Below are 26,345 nucleotides of genomic sequence, written 5' to 3'. Positions count from 1 at the left end.
GCCTTCTGTTCCCAATGCGACTGTCGGCCCGGTAAGCGAAGCGCTACCGGGCATTTTTTTACCGGTGAAACTCCGCCACGGTCATGGTGAATCGCACCACGCTTTCCCCCTGGTTTGCATAGCTGTGCGCCGCGTCAGTTTTTGCCACTGCCGACGCCCCTGCAACCACCTGGGTTACGCTTTCCTCTATCTTCAGCGTTAATACCCCTGCTTCCACATGGAGCAGCTCAAAGGTGCCTGCGGGATGGCCGGGCGAGCTGAAGCTTTCGCCCGGCTGCATCTCCCAGCGCCAGAGTTCGATCATATCCGGGCCAGCCGTACCCGCCAGCAGCCGGGCGTTGCCGCCCTTCTCACCCTGCCAGAGCACCGGAATCGCCGCTTCCTCGATAATATGTACCTGCGGCTCGCTGGCGACATTGACGATATCGGCCACCGACACGCCCAGCGCCGCCGCCAGCTTGCAGAGGATCGCAATACTGGGGTTGGCGGCCCCTTTTTCGATCTCTACCAGCATCCCCTTGCTGACGCTGGCCCGGCGGGATAGCTCATCCAGCGACAGCTTTTTCTCTTTCCGCCAGTTGCGGATACGGTTCGCCACCGCCAGGCTTACCCGGGCGACGTCTGCGCCCTGTTCGGTCATTATATTGACTTTATCGGTCACTGGTCATTACCATGGTATAAAACAGTCGATACAGGATTATTTATGTCCCTCCTCACGCCGTCAATAGATCCCCGTCTGGCCGGGATCGCGCCGGGGTTCCGCGCGCTGAGCATCGTGGTCGAAGCCGCGCCCGTTACCGCACCCGATGTGGCCTCTGCCGCGTTAGCCCAGGCCTGCCAGCAGATGTTGAACGATGATTTTCCCTGGGCGGAAGCCCATCTCGCCGCCTGGGATGCGGCGTTCAAAGCCTTTGGCGCGAAACCGAAACGCCCCCCCTGCTCTGCCAGCGCCCTGCGCAAGCGGGTCCTGAAAGAGGGCACGCTGCCGTCGCTCGATCCGGTGGTGGATATCTACAATGCAGTCAGCATCCGCTACGCCATTCCGGTGGGCGGAGAATCTTGCCGCCTACACCGGCGCACCGCGCCTGACGCTGGTCGACGGTAGCGAGCCTTTTGACACCATCAAAGAGGGGCAGCCGGACGTGGAGTATCCCGATGCGGGTGAGGTTATCTGGCGCGATGACGTGGGGGTGACCTGCCGACGCTGGAACTGGCGACAGGGGGTACGCACCCGGCTGGACAGCCAGGCGCAGACCATGTAGTTTATTCTTGAAAGCCTGCCCGCAATGCCGTTAGCGGCGCTGGAAGCGGCCGAGGATGAGCTGGTCAGTCAGTTGCAGCGCCTGATGCCGGGGGCAACGGCGCGGGTTCAGCTGCTGGAACTGGCCTGAAAAATGCCGGGCGGCGCAGCGCTTGCCCGGCCAGGGTGATTTGCAGGGGTCTGTAAGCCCGGTAAGCATAGCGCCACCGGGCACCAGGCCGCACAATCCCTACTCTGGCATCAACCCGACAAAACAGCGTTTTTTACGCGGCTCAGACATCAGATCTTCAAGCTTCTCCACGCACGCCTTGTAATGCGGGGTCTGCTTATGCGCCAGCACCGCCTCTTCATCTTTGTAAGCTTCGTAGATAAAGAACCGGGTTTTTACCCGCGGATCCTGAAGCACGTCGAAACGCAGGTTGCCCGGCTCCCGGATCGCCCCTTCATGGTTGGCACGAAACACCTCCAGAAACTCGTCCACCCGATCCGGTTTAATGTTGATCTCCACTAACGTCACGTTCATTGTGTTTCTCCCTGTTTTTCCTCCTGCCAGAACTGATACGCCTCGCGGGCGCTCATCTTCTCGTGTACTACCTTCTTCACCGCCTTCAGCATTGCCAGCGGGGCACTGGACTGGAAGATATTGCGCCCCATGTCCACGCCTGATGCCCCCTGGTCGATGGCGCGGAAACACATCTCCAGCGCCTCGTGTTCCGGCAGTTTTTTGCCCCCGGCGATAACAATCGGCACCGGACAGCTGGCAGTCACTTTTTCGAAGCCCTCTTCCACAAAATAGGTTTTAACGAACTGCGCCCCCATTTCGGCGGCGATGCGGCTGGCAAGCGAAAAGTAGCGCGCATCCCGGGCCATCTCTTTACCGACCCCGGTCACCGCCAGGGTTGGGATGCCGTAGCGGTTGCCCGCATCCACCAGCTTGATGATGTTGTTGATCGACTGGTGCTCATATTCGCTGCCGATATAGACCTGCGCCGCCACTGCGCACACATTCAGGCGCAGGGCATCCTCCATCGCCACCGCCACGCACTCGTTGGAAAGCTCGCCGAGCATCGAGTTGCCACCCGAGGCGCGCAGCACCACCGGCTTGTTGGTCGTGGGCGGCACGGTGCTGCGCAGAATGCCGCGGGTACACATCAGCACATCGGTTTCGGCAAACAGCGGCGCAATGGAGAGATCGATACGTTCCAGCCCGGTGGTTGGCCCCTGGAAGTAGCCATGATCGAAAGCCAGCATGACCGTGCGATTGCTGGCGGGGTTGAAGATGCGCGCCAGCCGCGACTGCATCCCCCAGTCCAGCGCCCCGCAGCCCTTCAGCGTAAAGGGCACATTCTGCTGCGGTCGGTCGAGGCCAAAGTTCTTACCCTCTTTGATGTCGTCTAAATCAGCCATGTTCCCCCCTGTCAGAAATCGTAGTTATTGATGTTCTCTTTGGTGAACACCACCCGCTCCGGCAGCAGCACAATGCCATTGCCTTTCGCTTCATACTGATAGCCCTGCACGCTGTTTGGCTCGACCTTCAGGGCACCGATATCTTTGACCTCCACGCTGTCACCCACGTTAAGATCGCCTTTTTTCAGCAAACGATCGGCGACATTGACCGCAATTTTGCCCTGTTGCACCACGTCCCACAGGCCGAAGGCTTTCACCGTGCCGCGCTCTACGTACGGGCGCATCACGTTAGGCGTACTGAAACCAACAATCGCCACCCCTTCGCGCTTCAGGTTCTCGGCGGCCTGGGCTGCCGCTGGCAGGGCGTTGGCGTCCGGGGCGATGATCGCATCCAGATCCGGGTAGGCTTTTAAGATCCCTTCTGCAGTCTGCAAGGATTTGGTGGCATCGTTATAGCCAAACTGGGTGGTAACGATCTGCCACTGAGGATGATCTTTGGCGATTTTGGCTTTCGCCTCTTTCACCCACTGGTTCTGGTCGGTCACGGTCGGGCTGGAGTAGAAGAACGCCACTTTGGCGGCCGGTTTGGTCACCTGCTTCGAGGCCATATCCACCAGCAGGCCGCCTAGCTGTTCCGGGGTACCCTGGTTGATGTAGATGCTGCGGCACTCTGGTTTGGTGTCGGAGTCCCAGGTCAGCACTTTGACCCCGCGCTGCATGGCGCGTTTCAGGGCCGGACAGAGGCCGTCGGGGGAGACCGCCGAAACAATAATGGCGTTATAGCCCTGGTTGACGAAGTTATTGATCAGTTGCACCTGCCCGGAGACGCTCGGCTCGGTCGGGCCATCGTAGGTGACATCGGTTCCCAGCTCTTTACCCGCCTCTTTCGCGCCGTTACCGCCGCTGGTAAAGAAGCCGACCCCCACCAGTTTCGGGATAAACGCGATGCGATCCGCCGCCTGCGCCGTCGCCACGCTTAACGCCACGGCCAGCACTATCAGTTTTATTTTCATCTTACGCTCCGGGTATTTTTTGTGAGAAGAGAACGCACCCATTCACGGTGCAAACTCAGCGAACGCCCCATGACCACCACAACCAGCAGCGCCCCTGACAGCGCGCTCGACACCTGGTTGGGAATGCCGACCATCTGTAACCCCTGCTGTAAGTACCCCACCAGCAACGCCGCCAGTGCCGTACCCACAACCGAACCTGAACCGCCGTAGATATTCGCCCCGCCGAGCACCGCGGCGGTAAGCGCGGGCATCAGCAGGTCGCGCCCTAAATCAGAACGCGCCGAGCCGAAATAGGAGACCATCACCAGGGCGGCAATCGCCGAGGCCACGCCCACCAGGCCATACAGAGCATAGGGCATGCCGTTGACCGATAACGCGGCATAGCGCGCCGCGCGCGGGTTTTGTCCAATCAGAAACAGGTGGCGGCCAAAACGCCCGCGATGGACGATCAGCCAGAAGAAGAAGGTGATCACCGCGAACAGCACCAGGGGGATCGGCAGCCCCAGCAGCGTCAGATTGGCAAAGGCGGTGAAGCTCTCCGGGAAGCCGCCAATCCCTTCGTAGCCGGTTGCTCCTGCCATTCCCGAGAGCAGCAGCGCCCCGCCGCCGTACAGGTACAGCGTGCCGAGGGTGATCACCAGCGGGCTGATGCCGGTGTAGTGGATCAGCGCCGCGTTGAACAGGCCACACAGCAGCCCGAGCAGCAATGTGAGCGGGATCGCCGCAGCCATCGGCACGCCGGACTGCATCATCACCCCCAACGCGATGGCGCACAGGCCGATGGTGGAGCCGAGCGAGATATCAATCCCGCCGCTGATGATCACCAGCGTCAGCGGCAGTGCCACAATGCCGATGCAGATAAAATCGCTGGTGCTAAACAGCAGCATATTGATGTCGAGCATCCGCGGATTGAGGGTGCCAAACAGCAGGATCTCCAGCACCAGTAACAGCAGCAACGCCCACTCCCAGTTAAGCTTCATCTACGCCACCTCTTTGTTGCGTTTGCGAAACGGGGTGACGTGCTTCCCCCCTTTGTTGCCCGGCTGGAAGCGGCTGTACTTCAGCGCCCGCTGATGACGCGCCAGCGCCTGGCGCAACCGTCCGTCGAGCACCAGCACCCCCAGCAGCACTAATCCGGCGATAAAGTCGTTCCACCAGGCCGGGAGGCGGAACAGCACCAGCACGGTGTCGATTTGGGTCAGGAAGAAAGCGCCCAGCAGCGCGCCGATTAACGTGCCCGTACCGCCGAGCAGGGAGATGCCCCCGAGCACGCAGGCGGCGATGGCCTTCATCTCCAGCCCGCTGCCGGTCTGGTTGGGCACAAAGCCAATCTGCGCGGCAAACACAATCCCGGCGCAGGCCGCCAGCACGCCGTTGAGGGTAAAGGCCGCCATTCGGGTACGGTTGACCGCCACGCCTAACTGGCGGGCCGCTGCGAGGTTATCCCCGACGGCGTAAAAATCGCGGCCAAAGGCGGTGCGCGACAGAGTCCACGCGCCGAGAGCGGCAATGACCAGTACCACGATGCCGAGCGGCGATATACCAAGAGCGACCGGCTCCGACAGGGATTTCAGGCTCGACGGCAACCCTTCTATCCACTTCCCGCCCGTCCACAACAGCATCGCCCCACGCCATAACCCCAGCGTGCCGAGGGTGGCGACAATCGCCGGAATGCGCAGCCCCACCACCAGCAGGCCGTTGAAGGCACCCGCCACCGCCCCGATAGCCAGCGCAAACAAAATGGCCACCGGCAGGCCGTAGCCGTTATTTAGCGCCACACCGACGGCAATAGCGCACAGCCCAACGATGGAGCCGACCGACACGTCGATGTTACGGGTCAGCATCACCAGCCCGGCGCCGAGCGCCAGCAGGATCAGGATTTGCGCGCTGGCAAAGATCATCCCCAGCGTCTGCAAACTGAGATAGGCCGGGTTAAGGGCCACCAGCACCACAAACAGGGCCAGGATCGCCAGCAATGCACTCAGTTCGCGGTTTTTGAGCAGTGTTTTCATGCCTGTCCTCCGAAGGCCAGGGCCATCATCCGGTCAAGAGTGACGGCGTGGCGCGGCAGTTCTCCGCTGAGCACCCCCTGATGCATGACCAGCACCCGATCCGCCAGACCCGGGAACTCATCCATGTCGCTGGAGATCATCAGCACCGCCACGTTTTGCGCCGCCACGCTTTTGATGAGCTGGTAGATATCCGCCCGGGCCGAGACATCCACCCCGCGGGTCGGTTCATCGACGATCAGCAGCAGCGGATTGGCCTCCAGACAGCGCGCCAGCAGCACCTTCTGCTGATTGCCGCCCGACAAGGTGCGCACCGTCTGATCCGGGCCGTTGAGTTTGATCCCCAGCGCGCGGTGATAACGCTCCACGACTGCGGCCTCGCGTTTACGCTGCTGCCAGAGCGAGGGTTCGTTCAGCGCCACCGTGTTCCAGCGTACCGGCGCATCAAGGAACAGGCCGGACACCTGCCTGTCCTCCGGCAGATAGACCAGCCCTTTCTCCAGCCGGGTGCTGACCGGATCGTTGTCGATCTGCTGGTTTTCGAGCCAGATCTTCCCTCCGCGCGTCGGGCGCAGGCCGTACAGCGTTTCGGCAAACTCGGTGCGCCCGGATCCCACCAGCCCGGCCAGGCCGACGATCTCCCCGGCGTAGATCTCAAGACTGAGATCGATAAACCCTTCGCCGGTGAGGCTCTCCACCCGCAACACCGGAAAATCCTGGGCCTGGGTGCGGCGATTGCCCGGCAGCGCCAGCCACAATTTTTGCGTATCGCTCAGGCCCTGATCGCGGCTGACCGGAGTCATCGCGGCGATCAGCGCGTTGTCATCAAACTGCGCGGTTTCGCCACTCAGCACGATGGCCCCGTCGCGCATCACCGAGACGTGGCTGGCGAGCTGGCGGATTTCAGGCAGTTTGTGGGAGATAAAGACGATGCCTACTCCCGTGGCCTGTAAGGCGCGGATCTGGCGAAACAGGCGCTCCGTTTCACCCGGCGTCAGCGAGGCGGTCGGTTCATCGAGGATCAGGATTTTCGCCTCGCGCATCAGCCCGCGCAGAATCTCCACCATCTGCTGATCTGCCACCTCCAGCGTGCTGGCAGCGGCCTCTAAATTGAGCTGGCACTGGAGCTGTTCCAGCTTATCGGCAAGGCGCTGGCCAGTGGCCTGCCCGCGTGGTAAACGGAAAAGGATGTTTTCCCGCACGCTGAGATTCGGAAACAGCATCGGCTCCTGCGGCACCAGATAGATGCCCAGCTGGTGCGCCTGCCCCGGCTTAAGGCGAGCAAAAGGCTGCCCGGCGATAGCAAGTTCACCGCGGTCGGGGGTTTCGACGCCGGCGACGATCTTCATCAGGGTCGATTTCCCCGCGCCGTTGCCACCCATCAGGGCGTGCACCTGTCCTGCAAGCAGAGTGAAATCAATGTTTTTCAATACAGGAACGCCGGAGAACTGTTTCTGGATCCCGCGCGCCTCGATAAGTGCTGTCATTATCGCTCCGCTATTGAACAAATGATTTTTGAAATTAATAATGTTCAAAAGCGTAGACGGTGAACTATATTTACAACCGTGCAGTGATCACAGTTTTACGGATGGGATCCCGATAATGCTGAAACATTCCTGAATATCCGTTTTGCCGCGTGGCTCACAGATTCAACCTGCGGCGAGGCGAACATATGATCTAAATTTTGATAAGAGTTCAAATATGGGCGAGAAACGCGTTGCCGAAGAGGGACGATTTGCCGGACTGGCACTGACGGAAGAGGAACTGGTCGCGCGCGTGGCGTGGTGCTACTACCACGACGGCCTGACGCAGAACGATATCGGCGAACGGCTGGGATTACCGCGGCTCAAGATTTCGCGGCTGCTGGAAAAGGGCCGACAGTCCGGGGTGATCCGCGTGCAGATCAACTCCCGCTATGAAGGCTGTCTGGCGCTGGAGACCGAGCTTCAGCAGCGCTTCGGCCTGCGGCTTGCCCGCGTGCTGCCAGCCCTGAACACCCCGCCGATGAGCGTGCGCTTAGGCATTGGCGCCGCGCAGTCGTTAATGGGCGTACTGGAACCCGGTCAGTTGCTGGCGGTGGGATTTGGTGAAACCACCATGAGCTGCATTCAGCACTTAAGCGGTTTTATCAGCTCTCAGCAGGTGCGGCTGGTAACGCTTTCCGGCGGCGTCGGGCCTTACATGACCGGTATTGGCCAGCTGGATGCCGCCTGCAGTATCAGCATGATCCCCGCCCCGCTGCGGGTGTCATCCCCGGAAGTGGCTGGCATTTTAAAGCGGGAAACCAGCGTGCGGGATGTGATCCTCGCCGCCACCGCCGCCGACGTGGCCGTGGTCGGGATTGGCGCGGTGAACCAGCGCCGGGACGCCACCATACTGCGATCCGGCTATATCAGCGAAGGGGAACAGCTGATGTTTGCCCGTAAAGGGGCGGTGGGGGACATTCTGGGTTATTTCCTGAATGCCGACGGCGAGCGGATTGATGAGCTGGAGATCCACCGGGAATTACTGGGCGTCACCCTCGATGAACTGGCACAACTGCCCGTCATTGTCGGCGTCGCCGGAGGAGAAGAGAAAGCCGATGCGATTTATGCCGCACTGAACGGTCGCCGTATCAATGGCCTGGTGACGGAAGAGACGACAGCCCGCGCGGTGCTGGCTCTGGCGAAATAAGAGCCGCCCTGCGCCTGACACGAGGCAAGCTCATGAGTTACCTTTTAGCGTTAGATGCAGGGACAGGCAGCGTTCGCGCCGTGATTTTCGACTTATCCGGCAACCAGATTGCCGTCGGCCAGGCAGAGTGGAAACACCTGAGCGTGGAGAACGTCCCCGGCTCGATGGAGTTTGACCTCGATACCAACTGGCGGCTGGCCTGCCAGTGCATTCACCAAGCGCTCGATCGGGCGCACCTGAGCGCGGCGGATATTCAGTCTGTCGCCTGCTGCTCAATGCGCGAAGGCATCGTCCTGTATGACCGCAACGGCGAGGCGATCTGGGCCTGCGCCAACGTTGATGCCCGCGCCAGCCGTGAAGTGGCCGAGCTGAAAGAGATCCACGACTTCCGTTTTGAATCTGAAGTGTATGACGTGTCCGGCCAGACCCTGGCCCTGAGCGCCATGCCGCGCCTGCTGTGGCTGGCGCACCATCGCCCGGATATCTACCGCAAAGCGGCAACCATCACCATGATCAGCGACTGGCTGGCGGCGAAACTGTCGGGCGAGCTGGCCGTCGATCCTTCTAATGCTGGCACCACCGGTATGCTGGATCTCTTCAGCCGCGACTGGCGTCCGGCACTGCTGGATATGGCCGGGCTGCGGGCTGACATCCTCTCCCCTGTTAAAGAGACCGGTACTGTGCTGGGGGCCATCACCAAAGCGGCCGCCCAGCAGAGCGGCCTGCGCGAAGGCACGCCCGTCGTGATGGGTGGCGGCGATGTGCAACTCGGTTGCCTCGGACTGGGGGTGGTCCGCGCTGGACAAACCGCAGTGCTGGGCGGGACCTTCTGGCAGCAGGTCGTCAACCTGCCGCAGGTGCGTACCGATCCGCAGATGAACATCCGCGTGAACCCGCACGTTATCCCTGGCATGGCTCAGGCGGAGTCGATCAGCTTCTTCACGGGATTAACGATGCGCTGGTTCCGCGACGCCTTTTGCGCCGAAGAGAAATTGATCGCCGAGCGGATGGGGATGGATACCTATGCGCTGATGGAAGAGATGGCCAGCCGCGTTCCGGCAGGCTCCCACGGCGTTATGCCGATCTTCTCTGACGCGATGCACTTTAAGCAGTGGTATCACGCCGCACCGTCGTTTATTAACCTCTCCATCGACCCGGAAAAGTGCAATAAAGCCACCCTGTTTCGCGCCCTGGAAGAGAATGCGGCCATCGTCTCGGCGTGCAATCTGGCGCAGATCTCGCAGTTTTCCGGCGTCAATTTTGACAGCCTGGTGTTTGCTGGCGGCGGCGCGAAAGGGGCGCTGTGGAGCCAGATTTTAAGCGACGTCACCGGCCTGCCGGTGCGGGTGCCCGAGGTGAAAGAAGCCACCGCGCTGGGATGCGCCATTGCCGCCGGAACCGGTGCCGGGCTGTATGCCGACATGGCCGCGACGGGCGAGAAGCTGGTGAAGTGGAGCCGGGAGTTCACCCCGAACCCGGCACACCGGGAGCTGTACGACGGCATGATGCAGAAATGGCAGGCGGTGTATGCCGACCAGCTCGGGCTGGTGGACAGCGGGCTGACGACATCGATGTGGCAGGCACCGGGGCTGGTGCGGGCATCCCCCTCACCCTAACCCTCTCCCCACAGGGGAGAGGGAACTGTCCCCTGCGGCCTTTTCCTCCTCGCCTCTTTAGGGAGAGGGAGGTGCTCGGTGCGGTCTTTTCCCCTCACCCTAACCCTCTCCCCATAGGGGAGAGGGAACTGTCCCCTGCGGTTTTTCCCACTCGCCTCATTAGGGAGAGGGAGCTGCCTGGGGCGGTCTTTCCCCCTCACCCTAACCCTCTCCCCATAGGGGAGAGGGAACTGTCCCCTGCGGTCTTTTATCCCTCGCCCCATGAGGGAGAGGGAACTGCTCGATGCGGTCTTTTCCCCCTCGCCCCTTTGAGGTGAGGGAACTGCTCGGTGCGGTCTTTTCCCCCTCGCCCCTTTGGGGAGAGGGCCGGGGTGAGGGGCAAAGTTCTTTGAGATCTATCACAATCATTCGATCCCGCTTTTACCTTTCTGCTGCTGCTGGCTAAATTAGTAACTCATCCGACCACATAACAATAAATTAACACTGGAAGAGACTATGAGCCGCTACCCGTCGCTATTCGCCCCCCTCGATCTGGGGTTTACCACGCTCAAAAATCGCGTGCTGATGGGCTCGATGCATACCGGGCTGGAGGAGCGCCCGGACGGCCCTGAGCGCCTGGCAGCGTTTTATGCCGAACGCGCGCGCCACGGCGTAGCGCTGATCGTCACTGGCGGCGTCGCGCCTGCCTCCTCCGGTGTGACGATGGAGGGCGGCGCGATGCTGAACGATGTGGCACAGCTGCCGCACCACCGGATCGTGACTGACGCGGTACACAACGAGGGCGGCAAAATCGCCCTGCAAATTCTGCATACCGGACGCTACAGCTATCAGCCAAACCTGGTGGCGCCGTCGGCGATCCAGGCCCCGATCAACCGCTTTACGCCCCACGCCCTCACCCATGATGAAATCCTCGCCCTGATTGATGACTTTGCCCGCTGCGCTGCGCTGGCGCGTGAAGCCGGTTACGACGGCGTAGAGGTGATGGGTTCCGAAGGCTATCTGATTAACGAATTTCTCGCCGCGCGCACTAACCAGCGCGAGGACGAATGGGGCGGCGACTATGCCCGCCGGATGCGCTTTGCGGTAGAAGTGGTGCGCGCGGTGCGTGAACGCGTCGGCAGCGATTTTATTATTGTCTATCGTCTGTCGATGCTCGACCTGGTGGAAGGCGGCGGCACCTTCGAGGAGACCGTCCAGCTGGCGCAGGCCATTGAAGCCGCAGGCGCAACCATTATTAACACCGGGATCGGCTGGCACGAGGCGCGGATCCCGACCATCGCCACACCGGTGCCACGGGCAGCATTCAGCTGGGTGACGCGCAGGCTGAAAGGCAAGGTATCGATCCCGCTGGTGACCACCAACCGCATTAACGATCCGCAGGTGGCAGACGATCTGCTGGCGAAGGGCGATGCCGATATGGTGTCGATGGCGCGGCCATTCCTCGCCGATGCGGAGATCCTCTCCAAAGCGCAAAGCGGTCGCGCGGATGAGATCAACACCTGTATAGGCTGCAACCAGGCCTGTCTGGATCAGATCTTCGTGGGCAAAGTCACCTCTTGCCTCGTCAACCCGCGCGCCTGCCATGAAACCAAAATGCCCGTCACGCCTGCCGTCACCCAAAAACGGCTCGCCGTGGTGGGCGCTGGCCCCGCCGGGCTGGCGTTTGCGGTGAATGCCGCCGCCCGCGGGCACAGCGTGACGCTCTTTGATGCCCTGGCTGAGATCGGTGGGCAATTTAATATCGCCAAACAGATCCCCGGCAAAGAGGAGTTCTACGAAACCCTGCGCTACTACCGCCGGATGATCGACCTGACGGGCGTGGATCTGCGGCTGAACCATTTTGTGAAAGCATCGGATCTGATGGAGTTCGATGAGGTGATCCTCGCCTCCGGGATCGCCCCGCGTACCCCGGCGATCGACGGCATCGATCATCCTAAGGTGCTGAGCTATCTCGACGTGCTGCGCGATAAAACGCCGGTGGGTGATAAGGTGGCGATTATCGGCTGCGGCGGCATTGGGTTTGATACCGCCATGTATCTGAGCCAGTCGGGCGAGCCAACCAGCCAGAACATTGCGGAATTCTGCGAGGAGTGGGGTATCGACACCAGCCTGAATCAGGTGGGCGGTTTACGGCCAGAAGGGCCGCAACTGCCGAAAAGCCCCCGCCAGATAGTGATGCTGCAACGCAAAGCCAGCAAACCGGGCGAAGGTCTGGGGAAAACCACCGGCTGGATCCACCGCGCTACCCTGCTCGCGCGCGGCGTGAAGATGATCCCGGGCGTGAGTTATCAGAAGATCGACGACGAGGGGCTGCATGTGCTGATCGGCGGTGAACCGCAGCTGCTGGCGGTGGATCATGTCATTCTGTGTGCCGGGCAGGAGCCGAAGCGCGATCTGGCTGAGCCGCTGCGCGAGGCGGGCAAGGCGGTGCATCTGATTGGCGGGTGTGATGTGGCGATGGAGCTGGATGCAAGGCGGGCGATTGCCCAGGGGACGACGCTGGCTCTTGAAATTTGATTTTTCCCCTCACCCCGGCCCTCTCCCCAAAGGGGCGAGGGGGAAAAGATAGCCCCGAGCCGTTTCCCCGCCCAGGAAAAAGGCGGCACCGAACGGTTTCCTCTCCCAGGAAAAAGGCCACACCGAACGGTTTCCTCTCCCCAGGAAAAGGCCGCACCGATCAGTCCCCTCTCCCCTCTGGGGAGAGGGTTAGGGTGAGGGGTAAAGGGTGAAGGATGAAGGGTAAAAACAATCTTACCGACGACGCCCCAGCTTCACCGCTTTCAGCACCACGAACTTACTGTTCGTCGCCACGGTGGTGCAGTTGCCGAAAATCTTCTTCAGCTTGTGGAAATAGTCCAGGTGGCGGTTGGCCACAATGTACAGCTCGCCGTTGATCTTCAGGCAGCGGCGCGCGTGGTGGAACATCTCCCAGGCAACGTTATCCGTCAGGGCGTGTTTCTGGTGGAACGGCGGGTTACAGAACACGGCGTTGAAGCGGAATGGCTCCACGCCGGAGAGCGCGTTGTTGATCATAAACTCGCAGCGATCCAGCGCCTCTGGCATGTTCGTTTCTACGTTCAGGCGGCTGGATGCCACCGCCATCGGCGATTCATCGCTAAAGACCACGCTGGCCTCCGGGTTCTTCGCCAGCAATGTCAGACCGATCACCCCGTTACCGCAGCCGAGATCGACGATCTCCCCTTCCAGGTTTTCCGGCAGATGTTCAATGAAGAAACGTGCCCCGATGTCCAGCCCGGTGCGAGAGAAGACGTTCGCGTGGTTGTGGATAGTCCAGTCGGTGCCTTCCAGCTTCCAGCTCAGGGTTTCCGGCGCGTCAGCCAGCTGTGGAGAACTAAACGTACAGTTGATCAGGCGCGCTTTTTTCCACGCCAGGGTGGTGGTGGTTGGCCCCAGCACTTTCTCGAACAGCGCAATCGTCGAGGTGTGGATATCGCGCGCTTTGGCACCGGCAATAATGCGCGTCTCTGGCGTTACTACCTTACGCAGCGCACGCAGTTGCTGCTCCAGCAGCGCCATGGTTTTTGGGATCTTAATCAGCACGACGCCCGGCGCCTGCGGGTATTCCGCGGTGCTGTCGAGGAACTTAACGCTGGATTCAGCGATATCGTTGTGACGTAAATTCTCGCGCGTTGCCAGCTCGCTCAAATAGGAGTCACCGATGCTGTAGGGCGTATGTTCGGCCAGCGCACAACCCAATGCGCCAAAAGCATCATTCAGGATCAGAACCGGGCCGCTGATTTCAGTGTCATCCAACTGTTGCAGCAGATATTCATCCGCCGCTTCCCACGCCTGAAGCGGGTTAACGTCGTCCGTTTCCGGGAAACGTTTTAAGTCGAGTGAACGGAAACCGTTGTCTAAGTGGCTCATCGGCCCTCCTGAATGGTAAAATTTCGGCGTTATCCCTGAAAAGGGTGCGAGAGTATATACCCAAAATCATTCACGTTGCATTAAAGCAGCAAGTCTGAGGATCCCCGGGCGCTGACACAAGTCAGTGAAAGGGGTGAGCAGACGCAGCCAACACAGAGGCAATGTGAAGGATGACGGGCATACCTGTTTTCACATTATTTTGGGGCGTTAATGAACCAGCTGACTTATCTCCAGGGCTACCCGGAGCATCTGCTTTCCCAGGCCCGCACCTTGATTGCCGAGCAAAAACTGGGGGCGGTGCTGGAAAAACGCTATCCGGGGACCCACGATTTCGCGACCGATAAAGCCCTCTGGCAGTATACGCAGGATCTGAAAAACCGATATCTGAAGAGCGCGCCCCCGATCAACAAGGTGATGTACGACAACAAAATCCACGTGCTGAAAAACGCGCTGGGTCTGCATACCGCCATCTCCCGCGTGCAGGGCGGCAAATTGAAAGCCAAAGCCGAGATCCGCGTGGCGACGGTGTTCCGCAACGCGCCGGAAGCCTTTTTGCGCATGATTGTGGTTCACGAGCTGGCGCACCTGAAAGAGAAAGAACATGACAAGGCGTTCTACTCCCTGTGCTGTCATATGGAGCCGCAATACCACCAGCTGGAGTTTGATACTCGCCTGTGGCTGACGCATTTATCGCTATAGCGCACAAGTTTTGTCATTATCACGTGCTACAGTGGCAACAGGTTCCCAGCAACGGAGTTCGTGAACGTTTATGATACGTTTCGCAGTCATTGGGACGAACTGGATCACGCGTCAGTTCGTCGATGCCGCCCATGAGACCGGCAAATATAAACTTACCGCAGTCTATTCCCGCAGCCTTGAACAGGCGCAGGCCTTTGCTAACGACTATCTCGTCGAGCATCTGTTTACCTCTCTGGAGGCGATGGCGCAAAGCGATGCCATCGACGCGGTCTATATTGCCAGCCCAAATTCACTGCATTTCCCGCAGACGACGCTGTTCCTCAGCCACAAAAAACATGTGATTTGCGAGAAACCGCTGGCCTCGAATATCGATGAGGTGGAAGCCGCCATTCAGCTGGCGCGGGAAAATCAGGTGGTGCTGTTCGAAGCTTTCAAAACCGCCAGCCTGCCCAATTTCCTGCTGCTGCAACAGTCGCTGCCCAAACTGGGCCGCATGCGCAAAGCCTTTATCAACTACTGCCAGTATTCGTCACGCTATCAGCGTTATCTCGACGGCGAGAATCCGAACACCTTTAATCCGGCCTTCTCTAATGGCTCGATTATGGACATCGGCTTCTACTGCCTGGCCTCGGCGGTCGCGCTGTGGGGCGAGCCGCACCGGGTTCAGGCTACTGCCAGCCTGCTGGAGAGCGGCGTGGATGCCCACGGTCTGGTGGTGCTGGACTACGGGGATTTCAGCGTCACGCTGCAGCACTCCAAGGTGAGCGATTCGGTGCTGCCGAGTGAAATCCAGGGCGAGAACGGCTCGCTGGTGATCGAGAAAATCTCCGAGTGCCAGAAGCTGAGCTACGTGCCGCGCGGCGGTAAAGCCCAGGAGCTGACGCAGCCTCAACATATCAACACTATGCTGTATGAGGCAGAGGTGTTCGCGCGTCTGGTTGAAACCCAGGAAGTGAACCATCCAGGCCTTGCGGTGAGCCGTACCACGGCGAAGCTGCAGACCGAGATCCGTCGTCAGACGGGGGTGGTATTCCCGGCGGATGGCCTGAACGCAGAAGTTACCGCGTAAAGCTGTGTAATGAATCCGTGCAGGCCATTGACGAAATCAATGGCCTGACATATTTTGTTACTTGCAAAGGGGAGTAACTTCCTTGCCGGTGGATCGTCATTACGATGCGTTTAATACCGCATCCGGTCGCCGGGCAACGAAAAAGGAATGCGATTAACGTATTCCTTTCTTGTTGTAAGTGAGACCTTGCCGGAAGGCGAGGTCTATGCATAAAAAACGCAACGGCTATCGTCTTCTGACCCTAGCCGTTTTTGTTTTTTACGCGTAAGGAAAATTGTATGAATACTGTCGGTACTCCGCTGATGTGGGGCGGATTCGCAGTCGTGGTCGTGATCATGCTGGCGATCGATCTCTTTTTACAGGGGCGTCGTGGCGCACATGGCATGACCATGAAACAGGCGGCCGCCTGGTCGTTGGTGTGGGTCTCCCTCTCCTTGCTGTTCTGTGCTGCCTTCTGGTGGTATCTCTCTGTCACCCAGGGTCGCGCGGTGGCCGATCCGCAGGCGCTGGCCTTCCTCACGGGCTATCTGATTGAAAAAGCCCTCGCGGTGGATAACGTCTTCGTCTGGCTGATGCTGTTTAGCTACTTTGCCGTACCGGCTGCCTTGCAGCGTCGGGTGCTGGTGTATGGCGTGTTGGGCGCGATCGTGCTGCGTACCATCATGATCTTCGCAGGTAGCTGGCTGATTTCGCAGTTCGAATGGCTGCTCTATATCTTCGGCGCCTTCCTGCTGTTTACCGGTGTGAAGATGGCGCTGGCGAAGGAAGACGAAACCGGTATTGGCGAGAAGCCGCTGGTGCGCTGGATCCGCAGTCATCTGCGCATGACCGACACCATCGAGAGCGAGCACTTCTTTGTGCGTAAGAACGGGCTGCTCTTCGCAACGCCGCTGCTGCTGGTGCTGATCATGGTTGAGCTGAGCGACGTGATTTTCGCGGTCGATAGCATCCCGGCGATCTTTGCGGTGACCACTGACCCGTTCATCGTGCTGACGTCGAACCTGTTTGCCATCCTCGGCCTGCGTGCCATGTACTTCCTGCTGGCGGGTGTAGCGGAGCGCTTCACCATGCTGAAGTACGGCCTGTCGGTGATCCTGGTATTTATCGGTATCAAGATGATGATTGTCGATTTCTACCATATCCCGATCGCCATCTCTCTGGGCGTGGTGTTTGGCATCCTGGTCCTGACCCTGATTATCAACGCCTGGGTTAACCACCGGAACGATAAGAAGCAGCAGATGCAGTAAAGGGGTTTGGTGCGGTCTGATGCCCTCACCCCGGCCCTCTCCCACAGGGAGAGGGCGAACACACTTTTGTAACGCAGTAGTTAAAAAATATGATGTGACACGTAAAATCCAGCATTTTACTCTTCCGCCTTGCGCTGCTTTCCCTGATACTCAACCAGGCAAACAAATACTTACATCCGGACATAAATGTGACTAAGAGCACATCCAGGATGGAACGCAATTTCACTCAGGAATAACGTATGAGCACACAATCAAGCGGTCTGTTCGCGCGCCTGGCGCAAGGCAGCCTCGTTAAACAAATTCTGGTCGGGTTGGTACTGGGTATTCTGCTGGCTATGGTGTCAAAACCTGCTGCTGAAGCCACGGGGCTGCTCGGCACCCTGTTCGTTGGCGCACTGAAAGCCGTCGCGCCGGTACTGGTGCTGATGTTGGTGATGGCGTCGATTGCCAACCACCAACACGGACAAAAAACTAACATTCGCCCTATTCTCTTCCTGTATCTTCTGGGCACCTTCTCTGCCGCGCTGACGGCGGTGGTATTCAGCTTCCTGTTCCCATCCACGCTGCATCTGACCAGCGCGGCCGGTGATATCACACCACCGTCCGGCATTGTGGAAGTGCTGCGCGGCCTGTTGATGAGCATGGTATCCAACCCCATCACGGCACTGATGAACGGAAACTACATCGGCATCCTGGTATGGGCGATTGGTCTGGGCTTCGCGCTTCGCCACGGTAACGAGACCACCAAAAACCTGGTGAACGATATGTCCAACGCGGTGACCTTTATGGTGAAACTGGTGATCCGCTTTGCGCCCATCGGGATCTTCGGCCTGGTCTCCTCCACCCTGGCGACGACCGGTTTTGACGCGCTGTGGGGCTACGCGCAACTGCTGGTTGTGCTTGTCGGCTGTATGCTGCTGGTGGCGCTGGTGATCAACCCGCTGCTGGTGTTCTGGCAGATCCGCCGCAACCCGTATCCGCTGGTGCTGACCTGCCTGCGTGAGAGCGGCGTGTACGCCTTCTTCACCCGCAGCTCTGCGGCAAACATTCCGGTGAACATGGCGCTGGCCGAGAAGCTGAACCTGGATCGTGATACTTACTCCGTCTCCATTCCGCTGGGTGCGACCGTCAATATGGCAGGTGCGGCGATCACCATCACCGTGCTGACTTTAGCGGCGGTGCATACCCTGGGTATCCCTGTGGATCTGCTTACTGCGCTGCTGTTGAGCGTCGTGGCATCGCTGTGCGCCTGTGGCGCATCAGGTGTGGCGGGCGGTTCGCTGCTGCTGATCCCGCTGGCCTGTAATATGTTCGGTATCCCGAATGAGGTGGCCATGCAGGTGGTGGCGGTAGGCTTTATCATTGGTGTGCTGCAGGACTCCTGCGAAACGGCGCTGAACTCCTCGACTGACGTGCTGTTTACCGCAGCAGCCTGTCAGGCCGAAGACGCGCGTCTGGCGAAAAACGCGCTGCGCAGCTAATAAAAAAGGCCCGGTCAGTGACCGGGCCTTTTACTATCGTAAGCCAGGCAAACGCAGTGCCGCCCGGCAAACACACTTACAGCGTTACACCACTCTTAAAGATCGCCAGCTCGCGGAAGTCGTTTTTCTCGTTGCAGGTCTGTTTGCCGTTAGCGATATCAACAATCACATCCACAAACTCCGTTAACAGCTGCGGCATGGCTTTGCCATGGATCAGCTGACCCGCGTCAAAATCGATCCAGTGCTTTTTCTTCGCAGCCAGCTCGCTGTTGGTGGCGATTTTCACCGTCGGCACAAAGCCGCCGTACGGTGTGCCGCGACCGGTGCTGAACAGCACCATATGACAGCCCGCACCCGCCAGGGCGCTGGTGGCGACAGCATCGTTGCCCGGGGCGCTTAACAGGTTCAGACCGTGGGTTTGCAGCCGCTCGCCGTAACGCAGCACGTCCACCACCTGGCTGGCGCCCGCTTTCTGGGTGCAACCGAGGGATTTCTCTTCGAGGGTGGTGATCCCGCCCGCTTTGTTACCCGGCGATGGGTTTTCGTAAATCGGCTGGTTGTGCGCGATAAAGTACTGTTTGAAGTCGTTCACCATGGTGACGGTCTTTTCAAAGGTCGCTTCGTCGCGGCAGTGGCTCATCAGAATGCGCTCTGCACCAAACATCTCCGGCACTTCGGTCAGCACGGTAGTGCCGCCGTTGCTGATGACGTAATCGGAGAACTGACCCAGCATCGGGTTAGCCGTAATGCCGGACAGCCCATCCGAGCCGCCGCACTCCAGACCAAACTTCAGCTCGCTCAGCTTGCCTGCTTCGCGCTGGTCGTGGCGCATCACCTCATACAGCTGGTGCAGATGCTCCAGGCCCGCTTCCACTTCGTCGTCCTGATGCTGACACACCATGAAGTGCACACGTGCTGGATCGAAGTCCCCCAGCGTTTCACGGAAGGCATCGACCTGGTTGTTCTCACAGCCCAGGCCGATCACCAGCACCGCTCCGGCGTTCGGGTGACGCACCATGTTTTGCAGCATGGTGCGGGTGTTGATGTGATCGTCCCCCAGCTGGGAGCAGCCATAGGTGTGGCTGAACAGGTGGACGCCGTCCGTGCCCTCTGCCTGATTGGTCTCTTTCAGGAACCGGCTCTGGATCTGACGGGCAATGCCGTTGACGCAGCCGACGGTCGGCAGGATCCACAGTTCATTGCGGATCCCCACCTCGCCGCTGGCACGGCGGTAGATCTGGACATCACGATCTGCCGCCTGGCTGCCTTCAGCCTGCAACTCAGGTTGATAGCTGTACTCATCCAGATCGCTCAGATTGGTGCGCGTATTGTGAGAATGAATAAACTCACCCGCCGCGATATCCGCCAGCGCATGGCCGATAGGCAGACCGTATTTGACGACGTTCTCCCCTTTGGCAATGGATTGCAGAGCGAACTTGTGCCCGCGCGCAACGTCCTGGCGCAGCGTGACGGTCTGGTTGTCAAACGTCACTTCCAGCCCTTCGCTCAGGTCGGCCAGCGCGACCGCTACGTTATCCAGCGAATGGATCTTGATGTATTGCATATCAACCCTCAGAAGGCCTTAGTTCAGTTCAATAGCGAAGTAGTCGCGTGCGTTGTTAAAGCAGATGTTTCTCACCATTTCGCCCAGCAGCTGGATGTCGGCCGGGGCTTCGCCCGCGGTGACCCAGCGGCCAATCATCTGGCATAAAATGCGGCGGAAATATTCATGGCGAGTGTAAGACAGGAAGCTACGGCTGTCGGTCAGCATCCCCACAAAGCGGCTCAGCAGACCGAGCTGCGCCAGCTGCGTCATCTGACGCTCCATGCCATCTTTCTGGTCGTTGAACCACCAGCCGGAACCAAACTGCATCTTGCCTGGCATCCCTTCGCCCTGGAAGTTGCCGATCATGGTGCCCAGCACTTCGTTATCGCGTGGGTTCAGGCAGTAGAGGATGGTTTTCGGCAGCAGATTCTCTTCGTTCTGTTTGCTCAGCAGTTTTGACAGCTCTTCCGCCAGTGGACGGTCGTTGATGGAGTCGAAACCAACATCAGCACCCAGCAGTTTGAACTGGCGCAGGTTGTTATTGCGCAGCGCGCCGATGTGGTACTGCTGCACCCAGCCGCGACGGGCATATTCTGCCGCCAGCCAGACCAGTACCGCAGTTTTGAACTGCGCCACTTCGTGTTCGTTCAGGCTTTCACCCGCCAGACGACGCGCCAGAATGCTGTCCAGTTCGGCTTCGTTCGCTTCCGCAAACAGCACCACGTCCAGGGCATGGTCAGAGACTTTACAGCCGTGCGCCGCAAAGTGGTCCAGACGCTTCGTCAGCGCGGTTTGCAGATCGTTGAAACGGCGGATCTCGGTATCGGAGACTTCACTCAGCTTCGCCATGTAGTCGGCAAAGGTCGCCAGCTCAATGTTGAACGCTTTATCCGGGCGCCAGCTTGGCAGCACTTTGACGTCAAAAGAGCTGTCCTGGGCGACAACAGCGTGATGCTCCAGAGAGTCAACAGGATCGTCGGTGGTGCCGACCATCTTGACGTTCATCTGCTTCATGATGCCGCGGGCAGAGAATTTGTCCTGCGCCAGCAGTTCATTGCATTCGTTCCAGATCTCATCCGCCGTTGCCGGAGAGAGCAGCTTGCCAGTGATGCCAAACGGACGGCGCAGCTCCAGATGGGTCCAGTGGTACAGCGGGTTACCGATGGTGTGCGGGACGGTGGCGGCCCAGGCGTCGAATTTTTCGCGATCGGAGGCATCGCCAGTACAGAGGCGTTCCGCCACGCCGTTCGTGCGCATGGCGCGCCACTTGTAGTGGTCACCTTTCAGCCAGATGTCATACAGGTTTTTGAAGCGGTAATTTTCGGCAACCTGCTGCGGCGGAAGATGGCAGTGGTAGTCGAAAATCGGCTGGTCTTTTGCGTAATCGTGGTACAGGCGGCGGGCAAATTCGGTATCTAACAGGAAATCTTCAGTCATAAACGGGGTCATTATCGTCTTCCTCTTACGAGCTTACGAGTGCGTCAGAAAAGTGATGTTCAGATGCTGCAAAGTTATCACACCAATTTCCAGAGGCCGATAATTTTTTCGTGAGTTAGATCAATAAACGTCGACAAATAATATACGTCCAAAGTGGTAAATGTCGCTCAACACCGCGCCAGCTCTGGCCTGGCAGAGCGGAAACATTGACCTTACAAATATTGACACTTTTGTGATGTCACTCACCTTTTAAAGCTGTATGACAAGTTATCGTTTCGCCGTCGCAAATTATAAGCCGACGGATTGCGTTACCGGTGCCAAAGGCATCGGACTCAGCGGTAAGGATACCGACTTATGCACGTTTACTTATGGCAAGGTTCGGGCCGTTCCGGGAGTAATCCCGGTAACGCCCTCCCGTTGATAAACATCTCACGCCTGCCGTAGAGATGCCCGTACTCCGGTGCGGCAATAACATAACGATGAGGTTTTACATGCGTAAAATTAAAGGGTTACGTTGGTACATGATCGCACTGGTGACGCTTGGCACCGTGCTGGGCTACCTGACGCGTAACACCATAGCGGCGGCTGCGCCGACGCTGATGGAAGAGCTACATATCTCCACGCAACAATATTCCTACATTATCGCGGCTTACTCCGCGGCTTATACCATCATGCAGCCGGTAGCGGGCTACGTGCTGGATATTCTGGGGACGAAAGTTGGCTACGCGGTCTTCGCCGTCACATGGGCTATCTTCTGCGGCGCAACCGCACTGGCAGGTAGCTGGGGCGGCCTGGCGCTGGCCCGTGGCGCAGTCGGTGCGGCAGAAGCTGCGATGATCCCTGCGGGTCTGAAAGCGGCATCCGAGTGGTTCCCGGCGAAAGAGCGTTCTATCGCAGTGGGCTACTTCAACGTGGGTTCTTCTATTGGTGCGATGATTGCTCCGCCGCTGGTAGTATGGGCTATCGTGATGCACAGCTGGCAGCTGGCGTTTATCCTCTCCGGCGTGCTGAGCTTCGCCTGGGCTATGGCCTGGCTGATCTTCTACAAACACCCACGCGATCAGAAGAAACTCTCTAATGAAGAACGTGACTACATCATTGGCGGCCAGGAGTCTCAACACCAGACCAACAACGGCAAGAAGATGTCTGTTCTGCAGATCCTGGGTACCCGTCAGTTCTGGGGTATCGCCCTGCCACGTTTCCTGGCAGAACCGGCATGGGGTACTTTCAACGCCTGGATCCCACTGTTCATGTTTAAAGTCTACGGCTTTAACCTGAAAGAGATCGCCATGTTCGCCTGGATGCCAATGCTGTTTGCTGACCTGGGTTGTATCGTTGGCGGCTACCTGCCACCGCTGTTCCAGCGCTGGTTTGGCGTGAACCTGATCGTCTCCCGTAAAATGGTGGTGACCATGGGTGCCGTGCTGATGATTGGCCCAGGGATGATCGGCCTGTTCACCAGCCCATACGTGGCTATCGGTCTGCTGTGTATCGGTGGTTTTGCTCACCAGTCGCTGTCCGGTGCGCTGATTACCCTCTCTTCAGACGTCTTCGGCCGTAATGAAGTGGCGACCGCTAACGGCCTGACCGGGATGGCTGCCTGGACCGCCAGTACCCTCTTTGCTCTGGTGGTAGGTGCGCTGGCTGACACCATCGGCTTCAGCCCGCTGTTCGCAGTACTGGCTGTCTTCGACCTGATGGGTGCAGTGCTTATCTGGACGGTGCTGAAAAACAAATCTGCGGATGAGTTGCTGCAAGAGTCGGTTGGAAGGCCGGTCACACAGAGTTAGTCTGTAGTCTTTGCCCGGCGAGGCTGACGCTGACACGGGTAGATAAAACAGACAGACCGGGTCCGCCCGGCAATGAAAAGGCCGCCTCCGGGCGGCTTTTTTGCGGGTCAAATCTGGAGAGAAACAGCTAAAAGTGGTATAACAAATCATTAGCCATACCCTGCCTGGAGCGCATATGGAAATCAACGAACCCCGTCGCCTTTATCAGCAGCTGGCTGCTGAGCTGAAAGCTCGCATCGAGCAAGGCGTTTATCTGGTGGGGGACAAATTACCTGCCGAGCGTTTTATCGCGGATGAAAAGAGCGTAAGCCGCACCGTGGTTCGTGAAGCCATCATCATGCTGGAAGTCGAAGGCTATGTTGAAGTGCGTAAAGGATCGGGTATTCATGTCATCTCCAGCCAGGCAAAACACTCCCCGGTGCCGGACGAGAATCTGGAATTTGCCAACTATGGTCCCTTTGAGTTGCTCCAGGCCCGTCAGCTTATCGAAAGCAATATCGCAGAGTTCGCAGCTACCCAGGTGACCAAACAGGACATCATGAAGCTGATGGAGATCCAGGATAACGCGCGTAAAGAAAAATGTTTCCGCGACTCCGAGTGGGATTTACAGTTTCATGTCCAGGTGGCCCTTGCCACCCAAAATAGCGCCCTGGCCGCAATCGTCGAAAAAATGTGGACTCAGCGCGTTCACAACCCGTACTGGAAAAAACTGCACGATCATATCGATTCCCGTACCGTGGATAACTGGTGTGACGATCACGACCAGATCCTCAAAGCATTGATCCGTAAAGACCCGCATGCGGCAAAAGTGGCGATGTGGCAGCACCTCGAGAACACCAAGCAGATGCTGTTCAATGAAACCAGTGATGACTTCGAATTTAACGCCGACCGCTATCTTTTTGCCGAAAATCCGGTGGTTCATCTCGATACCGCGGTCAGTCAGGCAAAATAGTTTTCTTTTCCACGAGCAGGCGCTTCGCTGCGCCTTCCCGCTGAGGTGGGTAAGTAAACCTTTAGAGTGTCAGCGTTTGTAAAAGACCTCGCGTCCCCTCCCTGGGTTAAGCCAAAATCAATTCTGGAATAATGCAAATACTGTGACGGATCCCTTCTGGCTTTGTTACAATTAGATGCATTTAGCCGTTTAGTTTGTTAGTTAGTGCTTGCTTACTTTGCCACTTAACAGGGAACAGTTCTGGCCACGTACTCGTGTCCGCGAGCGACCATAATGAAATTATAAAAAATGTCGCCGTGCTGTTTGACCCGGTTGACAGGCGTGCCGTTAACCGATTTTCAGGAATACTGAATGGAACTTTTGACCCAACTACTGAATGCCTTATGGGCTCAGGATTTCGAAACGCTGGCCAATCCTTCCATGATTGGCATGCTCTATTTTGTCCTGTTTATGATTCTGTTTCTTGAAAACGGTCTGCTGCCTGCCGCTTTCCTGCCTGGCGATAGCCTGCTGGTACTGGTGGGCGTGCTCTGTGCAAAAGGGGCAATGCAATTCCCGCAAACCGTTCTGCTGCTGACCATTGCTGCCAGCCTCGGCTGCTGGCTGAGCTATATCCAGGGGCGATGGCTTGGCAATACGCGCATCGTGCAAAACTGGCTTTCCCATCTCCCGGCACACTATCACCAGCGAGCGCATCATCTGTTCCACAAGCACGGGCTTTCTGCGCTGCTGGTCGGCCGCTTTATCGCTTTTGTGCGTACCCTGCTGCCAACCATTGCCGGGCTTTCCGGTCTCAGCAGCACGCGTTTTCAGTTCTTCAACTGGATGAGTGGCCTGCTGTGGGTGCTGATCCTGACGACTCTTGGTTATCTGCTCGGCAAAACGCCGGTCTTCCTGAAATACGAAGACCAGCTTATGTCCTGCCTGATGTTGCTGCCTGTGGTACTACTGGTGTTCGGCCTGATTGGCTCGCTGGTGGTGTTGTGGAAGAAAAAACACGGAAGTCAGGGTTAAGGTGATGAACAATTCAACCCCGTCACTGCGCCGTCTCTCTTACGCCATCGTTGCGCTGATGATGTTCAGCGCCTTGTTGCTGGCCTGGGCGGCGCTGCAAAAGCAGGAATCGACGTTAGCTATCCGGTCCGTTAATCAGGGCACCACCATGCCCGATGGCTTCTCTATCTGGCATCATTTGGATGCAAACGGCATTCAGTTTAAGAGCATTACCCCGCAGAACGACGTGCTGCTGATCACTTTCGACTCCAGCGTGCAGAGCGCCGCAGCGAAGAAGGTACTCGACCGCAGCCTGCATGGTTATATCATTGCTCAACAGGATGATAATAATCAGGCAGTCCTCTGGCTCACGCGTCTGCGTGATACCTCGCGTCTGTTAGGCTAAATTTCCACTATTCTGAATCTTTTCACTCACTTTGGTGATATCACCGTTTACTTACTATGCTTAAGTACGCGGAGCACCTCCCACTCGTACTCCGCACGATTCTGGAAACCGACATTCCCGCTGGTTATGTCGAAAAACAATGGAAGGTTTTCATAATGAATTACCGCATCGCCCTGGGCCTCGCCCTTTTTTCTTTGAGTGCAGCATCGTTCGCGTCTTCTCTCTGTCTGGAGAAGGAAAAGGATATTCAACGCGAGATCAGCTACGCTGAAAAGCATAACAATCAGAATCGAATCAATGGGCTGAAGAAGGCTCTTAGCGAAGTTCAAGCTAACTGTTCAGACAGCAAGCTGCGTGCCGATCATCAGCGCAAGATTGCCGATCAGAAAGAGGAGATTGCTGAGCGCCGCCGCGATCTGGCGGAGGCAAAAGAGAAAGGCGATGCAGATAAGATTACTAAACGTGAGAATAAATTGCAGGAAGCCGAGCACGAGCTGAAAGCGCTGGAGTCTCGCGATTACTGATTTAACGACATCTTAACAGGAGAGAATCATGTCAAAAGATACTACGTCAGACCATTTACGCGCTGAACTAAAGTCCCTGGCGGATACCCTGGAAGAGGTGCTGAGCTCCTCGAGCAGTAAGTCGAAAGAAGAGCTGAGTAAACTGCGCAATAAAGCGGAGCAGGCCCTGCATGAGAGCCGCTACCGTCTGGGCGAAACCAGCGATGTGCTGGCGAAACAGACCCGTGAAGCCGCTGCGCGCGCCGATGAGTACGTCCGTGAAAATCCGTGGGCCGGGGTAGGTATCGGTGCTGCGGTGGGCGTCGTCATCGGCATGCTCCTGACGCGACGTTAA

At 58.2% G+C, this 26,345-nt stretch carries 23 protein-coding genes and 1 pseudogene; 14 read left to right on the top strand and 10 right to left on the bottom strand.

Annotated features, from left to right (window positions below; all coding sequences use genetic code 11):
- Positions 1–58 precede the first annotated feature (58 nt).
- Positions 59–640 (bottom strand): XRE family transcriptional regulator, encoded by a 582-nt coding sequence (locus tag C3F35_RS15075; protein WP_371320502.1) that lies wholly within the window; start codon positions 638–640, stop codon positions 59–61.
- Between the two features lie 63 nt (positions 641–703).
- On the opposite strand from C3F35_RS15075, the pseudogene C3F35_RS15070 reads away from it, so the two are divergent.
- Positions 704–1,391: pseudogene (locus tag C3F35_RS15070) on the top strand (B3/B4 domain-containing protein).
- A 99-nt stretch (positions 1,392–1,490) separates the two neighbouring features.
- Here the strand turns inward: C3F35_RS15070 and lsrG are convergent.
- From lsrG to lsrA, 6 genes are read right to left on the bottom strand one after another with little or no spacing between them, the layout of a single operon-like run.
- Positions 1,491–1,784: a (4S)-4-hydroxy-5-phosphonooxypentane-2,3-dione isomerase gene (gene lsrG / locus C3F35_RS15065; protein ID WP_032614283.1), complete on the bottom strand. Its 294-nt coding sequence runs from the start codon at positions 1,782–1,784 to the stop codon at positions 1,491–1,493.
- A complete protein-coding gene (gene lsrF, locus C3F35_RS15060) occupies positions 1,781–2,668 on the bottom strand; it encodes a 3-hydroxy-5-phosphonooxypentane-2,4-dione thiolase (RefSeq protein WP_103792808.1) in 888 nt (295 codons plus the stop codon). The genes lsrG and lsrF overlap by 4 nt, the downstream gene beginning before the upstream one ends.
- A gap of 11 nt (positions 2,669–2,679) precedes the next feature.
- Positions 2,680–3,681: an autoinducer 2 ABC transporter substrate-binding protein LsrB gene (gene lsrB, locus C3F35_RS15055; protein ID WP_059307137.1), complete on the bottom strand. Its 1,002-nt coding sequence runs from the start codon at positions 3,679–3,681 to the stop codon at positions 2,680–2,682.
- Complete coding sequence (gene lsrD, locus C3F35_RS15050) at positions 3,678–4,661, bottom strand: autoinducer 2 ABC transporter permease LsrD (protein WP_077226332.1); 984 nt, start codon at positions 4,659–4,661, stop codon at positions 3,678–3,680. The genes lsrB and lsrD overlap by 4 nt, the downstream gene beginning before the upstream one ends.
- Positions 4,662–5,693, bottom strand: coding sequence for an autoinducer 2 ABC transporter permease LsrC (gene lsrC / locus C3F35_RS15045; RefSeq protein ID WP_077226331.1), 1,032 nt, complete (start codon positions 5,691–5,693; stop codon positions 4,662–4,664).
- The gene (lsrA, locus tag C3F35_RS15040; protein ID WP_103792807.1) at positions 5,690–7,177 is read right to left on the bottom strand and encodes an autoinducer 2 ABC transporter ATP-binding protein LsrA; all 1,488 of its coding nucleotides are present in this window, start codon (positions 7,175–7,177) and stop codon (positions 5,690–5,692) included. The genes lsrC and lsrA overlap by 4 nt, the downstream gene beginning before the upstream one ends.
- 214 nt (positions 7,178–7,391) lie before the next feature.
- On the opposite strand from lsrA, the gene lsrR reads away from it, so the two are divergent.
- The 3 genes from lsrR (at position 7,392) to C3F35_RS15020 (ending at position 12,496) form a co-directional block, all read left to right on the top strand.
- The gene (lsrR, locus tag C3F35_RS15035; protein ID WP_032614299.1) at positions 7,392–8,363 is read left to right on the top strand and encodes a transcriptional regulator LsrR; all 972 of its coding nucleotides are present in this window, start codon (positions 7,392–7,394) and stop codon (positions 8,361–8,363) included.
- A gap of 32 nt (positions 8,364–8,395) precedes the next feature.
- Positions 8,396–9,979 carry an autoinducer-2 kinase gene (lsrK, locus tag C3F35_RS15030; RefSeq protein ID WP_103792806.1) on the top strand — a complete coding sequence of 528 codons (1,584 nt, stop codon included), beginning with the start codon at positions 8,396–8,398 and terminating at the stop codon, positions 9,977–9,979.
- Positions 9,980–10,474: 495 nt separating this feature from the next.
- Complete coding sequence (locus C3F35_RS15020) at positions 10,475–12,496, top strand: NADPH-dependent 2,4-dienoyl-CoA reductase (RefSeq protein ID WP_059307132.1); 2,022 nt, start codon at positions 10,475–10,477, stop codon at positions 12,494–12,496.
- Between the two features lie 234 nt (positions 12,497–12,730).
- On the opposite strand, the gene rlmG is transcribed toward C3F35_RS15020, so the two are convergent.
- Complete coding sequence (gene rlmG, locus C3F35_RS15015; RefSeq protein ID WP_059307131.1) at positions 12,731–13,867, bottom strand: 23S rRNA (guanine(1835)-N(2))-methyltransferase RlmG; 1,137 nt, start codon at positions 13,865–13,867, stop codon at positions 12,731–12,733.
- A gap of 210 nt (positions 13,868–14,077) precedes the next feature.
- Here rlmG and C3F35_RS15005 point away from each other — a divergent pair, with 210 nt between their 5' ends.
- The 4 genes from C3F35_RS15005 to sstT all read left to right on the top strand — a co-directional run bounded on the left by C3F35_RS15005 (position 14,078) and on the right by sstT (position 18,363).
- A complete protein-coding gene (locus C3F35_RS15005; RefSeq protein WP_103792804.1) occupies positions 14,078–14,566 on the top strand; it encodes a YgjP-like metallopeptidase domain-containing protein in 489 nt (162 codons plus the stop codon).
- A gap of 70 nt (positions 14,567–14,636) precedes the next feature.
- Positions 14,637–15,635, top strand: a complete 999-nt coding sequence (locus tag C3F35_RS15000) for a Gfo/Idh/MocA family protein (protein ID WP_077226326.1) — start codon at positions 14,637–14,639, stop codon at positions 15,633–15,635.
- Between the two features lie 278 nt (positions 15,636–15,913).
- Positions 15,914–16,882 carry a TerC family protein gene (locus tag C3F35_RS14995; protein WP_032614312.1) on the top strand — a complete coding sequence of 323 codons (969 nt, stop codon included), beginning with the start codon at positions 15,914–15,916 and terminating at the stop codon, positions 16,880–16,882.
- Between the two features lie 239 nt (positions 16,883–17,121).
- Positions 17,122–18,363: a serine/threonine transporter SstT gene (gene sstT, locus C3F35_RS14990; protein WP_059307129.1), complete on the top strand. Its 1,242-nt coding sequence runs from the start codon at positions 17,122–17,124 to the stop codon at positions 18,361–18,363.
- 76 nt (positions 18,364–18,439) lie between these two features.
- Here the strand turns inward: sstT and C3F35_RS14985 are convergent, their stop codons facing one another.
- Positions 18,440–19,927: a UxaA family hydrolase gene (locus C3F35_RS14985; RefSeq protein ID WP_059307128.1), complete on the bottom strand. Its 1,488-nt coding sequence runs from the start codon at positions 19,925–19,927 to the stop codon at positions 18,440–18,442.
- An 18-nt stretch (positions 19,928–19,945) separates the two neighbouring features.
- The gene (gene uxaC, locus C3F35_RS14980) at positions 19,946–21,358 is read right to left on the bottom strand and encodes a glucuronate isomerase (protein ID WP_032614318.1); all 1,413 of its coding nucleotides are present in this window, start codon (positions 21,356–21,358) and stop codon (positions 19,946–19,948) included.
- A gap of 479 nt (positions 21,359–21,837) precedes the next feature.
- Between uxaC and C3F35_RS14975 the strand changes: the two genes are divergently transcribed.
- The 6 genes from C3F35_RS14975 (at position 21,838) to C3F35_RS14950 (ending at position 26,345) form a co-directional block, all read left to right on the top strand.
- Positions 21,838–23,136: an MFS transporter gene (locus C3F35_RS14975; protein ID WP_032614319.1), complete on the top strand. Its 1,299-nt coding sequence runs from the start codon at positions 21,838–21,840 to the stop codon at positions 23,134–23,136.
- Between the two features lie 175 nt (positions 23,137–23,311).
- Complete coding sequence (gene exuR / locus C3F35_RS14970) at positions 23,312–24,088, top strand: transcriptional regulator ExuR (RefSeq protein WP_032614320.1); 777 nt, start codon at positions 23,312–23,314, stop codon at positions 24,086–24,088.
- 351 nt (positions 24,089–24,439) lie between these two features.
- Positions 24,440–25,102, top strand: a complete 663-nt coding sequence (gene yqjA, locus C3F35_RS14965) for a DedA family general envelope maintenance protein YqjA (RefSeq protein ID WP_059307126.1) — start codon at positions 24,440–24,442, stop codon at positions 25,100–25,102.
- Between the two features lie 4 nt (positions 25,103–25,106).
- Positions 25,107–25,487, top strand: coding sequence for an EnvZ/OmpR regulon moderator MzrA (gene mzrA, locus C3F35_RS14960; protein WP_032614323.1), 381 nt, complete (start codon positions 25,107–25,109; stop codon positions 25,485–25,487).
- Positions 25,488–25,642: 155 nt separating this feature from the next.
- Complete coding sequence (locus C3F35_RS14955) at positions 25,643–26,011, top strand: DUF1090 domain-containing protein (protein ID WP_103792803.1); 369 nt, start codon at positions 25,643–25,645, stop codon at positions 26,009–26,011.
- Positions 26,012–26,039: 28 nt separating this feature from the next.
- Positions 26,040–26,345 (top strand): DUF883 family protein, encoded by a 306-nt coding sequence (locus tag C3F35_RS14950; RefSeq protein WP_032614327.1) that lies wholly within the window; start codon positions 26,040–26,042, stop codon positions 26,343–26,345.

The sequence above is a fragment of the Leclercia sp. LSNIH3 genome, from assembly GCF_002935105.1.
GTDB lineage: Bacteria > Pseudomonadota > Gammaproteobacteria > Enterobacterales > Enterobacteriaceae > Enterobacter > Enterobacter adecarboxylatus.
This window is presented reverse-complemented; position numbering and strand designations above follow the sequence as displayed.

Coding starts and splice junctions, on each gene's coding strand:
- sstT (WP_059307129.1), top strand. CDS start 17,122: ATGAGCACACAATCAAGCGGTCTGTTCGCGCGCCTGGCGCAAGGCAGC.
- exuR (WP_032614320.1), top strand. CDS start 23,312: ATGGAAATCAACGAACCCCGTCGCCTTTATCAGCAGCTGGCTGCTGAG.
- C3F35_RS14950 (WP_032614327.1), top strand. CDS start 26,040: ATGTCAAAAGATACTACGTCAGACCATTTACGCGCTGAACTAAAGTCC.
- C3F35_RS15005 (WP_103792804.1), top strand. CDS start 14,078: ATGAACCAGCTGACTTATCTCCAGGGCTACCCGGAGCATCTGCTTTCC.
- lsrK (WP_103792806.1), top strand. CDS start 8,396: ATGAGTTACCTTTTAGCGTTAGATGCAGGGACAGGCAGCGTTCGCGCC.
- lsrC (WP_077226331.1), bottom strand. CDS start 5,693: ATGAAAACACTGCTCAAAAACCGCGAACTGAGTGCATTGCTGGCGATC.
- lsrF (WP_103792808.1), bottom strand. CDS start 2,668: ATGGCTGATTTAGACGACATCAAAGAGGGTAAGAACTTTGGCCTCGAC.
- rlmG (WP_059307131.1), bottom strand. CDS start 13,867: ATGAGCCACTTAGACAACGGTTTCCGTTCACTCGACTTAAAACGTTTC.
- lsrG (WP_032614283.1), bottom strand. CDS start 1,784: ATGAACGTGACGTTAGTGGAGATCAACATTAAACCGGATCGGGTGGAC.
- uxaC (WP_032614318.1), bottom strand. CDS start 21,358: ATGACCCCGTTTATGACTGAAGATTTCCTGTTAGATACCGAATTTGCC.
- C3F35_RS14975 (WP_032614319.1), top strand. CDS start 21,838: ATGCGTAAAATTAAAGGGTTACGTTGGTACATGATCGCACTGGTGACG.
- lsrR (WP_032614299.1), top strand. CDS start 7,392: ATGGGCGAGAAACGCGTTGCCGAAGAGGGACGATTTGCCGGACTGGCA.
- lsrB (WP_059307137.1), bottom strand. CDS start 3,681: ATGAAAATAAAACTGATAGTGCTGGCCGTGGCGTTAAGCGTGGCGACG.
- C3F35_RS15075 (WP_371320502.1), bottom strand. CDS start 640: ATGACCGAACAGGGCGCAGACGTCGCCCGGGTAAGCCTGGCGGTGGCG.
- C3F35_RS15000 (WP_077226326.1), top strand. CDS start 14,637: ATGATACGTTTCGCAGTCATTGGGACGAACTGGATCACGCGTCAGTTC.
- C3F35_RS14985 (WP_059307128.1), bottom strand. CDS start 19,927: ATGCAATACATCAAGATCCATTCGCTGGATAACGTAGCGGTCGCGCTG.
- lsrA (WP_103792807.1), bottom strand. CDS start 7,177: ATGACAGCACTTATCGAGGCGCGCGGGATCCAGAAACAGTTCTCCGGC.
- C3F35_RS15020 (WP_059307132.1), top strand. CDS start 10,475: ATGAGCCGCTACCCGTCGCTATTCGCCCCCCTCGATCTGGGGTTTACC.
- lsrD (WP_077226332.1), bottom strand. CDS start 4,661: ATGAAGCTTAACTGGGAGTGGGCGTTGCTGCTGTTACTGGTGCTGGAG.
- C3F35_RS14995 (WP_032614312.1), top strand. CDS start 15,914: ATGAATACTGTCGGTACTCCGCTGATGTGGGGCGGATTCGCAGTCGTG.
- mzrA (WP_032614323.1), top strand. CDS start 25,107: ATGAACAATTCAACCCCGTCACTGCGCCGTCTCTCTTACGCCATCGTT.
- yqjA (WP_059307126.1), top strand. CDS start 24,440: ATGGAACTTTTGACCCAACTACTGAATGCCTTATGGGCTCAGGATTTC.
- C3F35_RS14955 (WP_103792803.1), top strand. CDS start 25,643: ATGAATTACCGCATCGCCCTGGGCCTCGCCCTTTTTTCTTTGAGTGCA.